Origin of the sequence: Clostridium sp. UBA5119 (assembly GCF_002414285.1) — a bacterium.
In the GTDB taxonomy this organism is placed as follows: Bacteria; Bacillota; Clostridia; order Clostridiales; family Clostridiaceae; genus Clostridium_J; species Clostridium_J sulfidigenes.
In genome coordinates, this window is the sequence record NZ_DHYX01000052.1 from 1 (window position 1) to 3,214 (window position 3,214).

Annotated in this window: 5 protein-coding genes; all 5 read right to left on the reverse strand. The window is 32.7% G+C overall.

Going from position 1 to position 3,214, the window contains the following annotated elements; genetic code table 11:
• Positions 1-92 precede the first annotated feature (92 nt).
• Complete coding sequence (deoC, locus tag B2671_RS08175; protein ID WP_346869969.1) at positions 93-761, reverse strand: deoxyribose-phosphate aldolase; 669 nt, start codon at positions 759-761, stop codon at positions 93-95.
• 115 nt (positions 762-876) lie between these two features.
• On the reverse strand, positions 877-1,293 hold the full coding sequence (locus tag B2671_RS08180) for a SoxR reducing system RseC family protein (RefSeq protein WP_035133667.1): 417 nt from the start codon (positions 1,291-1,293) through the stop codon (positions 877-879).
• 68 nt (positions 1,294-1,361) lie between these two features.
• A complete protein-coding gene (rnfB, locus tag B2671_RS08185; RefSeq protein ID WP_346869970.1) occupies positions 1,362-2,249 on the reverse strand; it encodes an RnfABCDGE type electron transport complex subunit B in 888 nt (295 codons plus the stop codon).
• A 14-nt stretch (positions 2,250-2,263) separates the two neighbouring features.
• Positions 2,264-2,842: an electron transport complex protein RnfA gene (locus B2671_RS08190; RefSeq protein ID WP_346869971.1), complete on the reverse strand. Its 579-nt coding sequence runs from the start codon at positions 2,840-2,842 to the stop codon at positions 2,264-2,266.
• A gap of 15 nt (positions 2,843-2,857) precedes the next feature.
• The coding region (locus tag B2671_RS08195; protein ID WP_346869972.1) for an Rnf-Nqr domain containing protein at positions 2,858-3,214 on the reverse strand (357 nt) is incomplete at its 5' end.

The window sequence follows — 3,214 nt, forward strand, 5'->3', positions numbered from 1 at the left end:
AAATAAATAGATAAACTTCTATAAATCCTAGAAGTTTATCTATTTATTTTTATAAAATTTATTTTAATTAATTTGTAAAATGAGAATAAATTCTAATAGTCAGAATCTGAATTACATAAATTGTTTACAATTGCTATAGATGCACTGGCACCAAGTCTATTTGCACCAGCATTTATAACCTTCATTGCATCTTCAGTAGTACGAACGCCACCAGAGGCTTTTACTCCCATATTAGGTCCAACAACCTTTCTCATTAGAGTTATATCTTCAGGAGTTGCTCCACCTGTACTAAATCCAGTTGAAGTTTTTACAAAGTCTGCACCTGCTTCTTGCGATAATTCACAAGCCTTAACTTTTTCTTCTTCAGTTAATAGGCAAGTTTCTAAAATAACTTTAACTATAGCCTTTCCTTTAGCTGTATCAACAATTTCTTTTATATCATTTCTCACAAAGTTGTAATCTTTATCCTTTAAAGCTCCTACGTTGATAACCATGTCTATTTCATTTGCTCCAAGTTCGATAGCTCTAGCTGTTTCGAAAGCCTTAGATTTAGTATCCATAGCTCCTAGCGGAAAACCTACCACTGTGCACACAAGTACTCCAGAGTCTTTTAGTTCCTTTGCTACCAACTCAGTATAACAAGAGTTTACACATACTGACTTGAATTTATATTCCTTTGCTTCTTTGCAAATTTTTATAACCTGATCCTTGGTTGTTTCAGCTTTTAAAATAGTATGATCAATCATTGATGCTATATTCATTTTTATACCTCCTAATGGTTATAATTGATTTTGTATGATCTATATGTGAATATTATTAACTTTATATAGTAAAATATATCTTTATTAATATAACTTTCATCACATTTTAAAAAGTTTAATTTAACTTTTTAATCATCTTAAAAGAATACTTATCTTGTTTTTTATTTAGTTTAGAACTAAGTACATAAGAAATTACCATGGCTACTAAAGCCAGTAGCACTGAATATACTTCAGAGTTAGCTAAATTAAGCTTATTAAATATGTATAGACATATTATAAGAGTAATTACTGTAATAATGGTAGGGAAGGCATAGGCCCAAAATGTCATGTTGCTAAAAACCTTATTATCCATTGATACTAAAACTCTTTCACCAACAGTAGCATGTTCTGTATTTTTCAATTCTACCAATATAGTATCTTTAGGACATCCAGATTTACAAGAGGAACATCCACCACCACAACCACCTTTTTTTACAAAAGCAACAGTAGCTATATCTCCATTAATTTTCTTTATAATACCTTCTTCTTGCACGAAATCACCTCCAAATAAATATAGAAGGCTAAAAAGCCTTCTATATTATAACATAAAATTAAATTTATTTATACTGTAGCATTGTTATTTTCAGAAGAAGTAGCTTCACTAGCTGCCTTAGCAGGAGATGGTACTGCTTCTTTTTTTAATGCAGGTTTTCTAAGGTTTAATATGGAGTTCTTTGGACATTTATTTGCACATATTCCACAGCTAACACATTTTGTGTAATCAAATACTGGAATATTATTTACTATCTCGATAGCATCTTTAGGGCAGTTTTTCATACAGATACCACAACCGATACAGCCTACATCACAAACATCCATAACTTCTTTACCTTTATTTTTGTTATTACAATCTATTCTAACCTTAGATTTTTTAGGCACAAGATGAATCAATGTTTTTGGACAAGCAGATATACAAGCACCACAAGCGACACATTTTTCTTCATCTATAGAAGCTACACCATTAACTATAGATAGTGCACCAAATTCACAAGCCTTCACACAAGAACCTAGACCTAAGCATCCAAATTCACAAGCTTTAGAACCACCACCAGGAGCTACGGAAGCTTGGTTACAGTCTAAAATTCCTACATAGTTATATTTTTCTTTTGCAACATCAGAAGTTCCTTTACATCTTACAAAAGCTACCATTGGTTCAGCTGTTGATGCTTCAACTCCAAGAATTGAAGATATCTTTTCAACTGCCTCAGCACCTCCAGGGCTACATTTGTTAGTTGCAGCTGTACCCATAACTACAGCTTCTGCATAAGCATCACATCCAGCAAATCCACATCCACCACAGTTTGCACCAGGTAAACATTCTCTTACTAGAGGGATTCTTTCATCAACTTCTACTTTAAATTTACTGTTTGCATATCCTAATAGGGCTCCAAATACTAATCCAAGACCACCTAGGCTGACTACTGGATATACTAAATTTGATAAATCCATTTAAATTCCCTCCTTTAAACTAAACCACTGAATCCATAGAATGCAATAGCCATTAATCCAGCTGTTATTAGAGAAATTGGTAACCCTCTAAAAGCAACAGGCATATCAGTATTATCTTCCATTCTCTCTCTTAAACCTGCAAGTATCACTATCGCTAGTACATATCCAAGAGCTGCTCCAATAGTATTAGATAATGATTGAGCTAATCCATACTGTTTATCTATGTTTGTAACAGCAACACCAAGTACTGCACAGTTAGTTGTGATAAGAGGTAAGAAGATACCTAGAGATCTATAAAGACCAGGCTGGATTTTCTTAATAACAATCTCAACAAATTGTACTAATGCTGCAATAACAAGGATAAAAGCTAATGTTGATAGATATTCCATTTTAAATGGAACTAAAATTAACTTATTTACCACGAAGGTAATAAGAGTAGCTAGTAACATTACAAAGGTAACAGCTGCACCCATACCTTTAGCAGTTTCTGTCTTTTGAGAAACTCCAAGGAAGGAACATATACCTAGAAACTGCCCTAATATTACGTTGTTAACTAAAAGGGCTCCTATAAATATAGTAAATAATTCTTTCATTAAATTTCACCTTCCTTATTTTGTAGTTTCAGATTTTTTAGCTTTTGAAATCTTATATTGATTCAAGCATGCTAAAAGTATACCAAGAGTTATGAAAGCTCCAGGAGCAGATGTCATAACCATAGCTGGAACATAAGATTTTGGTAGGAATTGTATTCCGTAGAATGTTCCATTACCAAGAACTTCTCTAAAGGTTGCTAATACAACTATAGCAAGTCCAAATCCAAGTCCCATACCAATAGCATCAAAAATTGAAGGTAATACTTTATTTTTTGATGCATATGCTTCAGCTCTACCTAAGATAACACAGTTAACTACTATAAGAGGTAAGAATATTCCAAGAGACTTATATAAGTCAGGAATATAAGCTTG

Coding starts and splice junctions, on each gene's coding strand:
- deoC (WP_346869969.1), bottom strand. CDS start 761: ATGAATATAGCATCAATGATTGATCATACTATTTTAAAAGCTGAAACA.
- rnfB (WP_346869970.1), bottom strand. CDS start 2,249: ATGGATTTATCAAATTTAGTATATCCAGTAGTCAGCCTAGGTGGTCTT.
- B2671_RS08190 (WP_346869971.1), bottom strand. CDS start 2,842: ATGAAAGAATTATTTACTATATTTATAGGAGCCCTTTTAGTTAACAAC.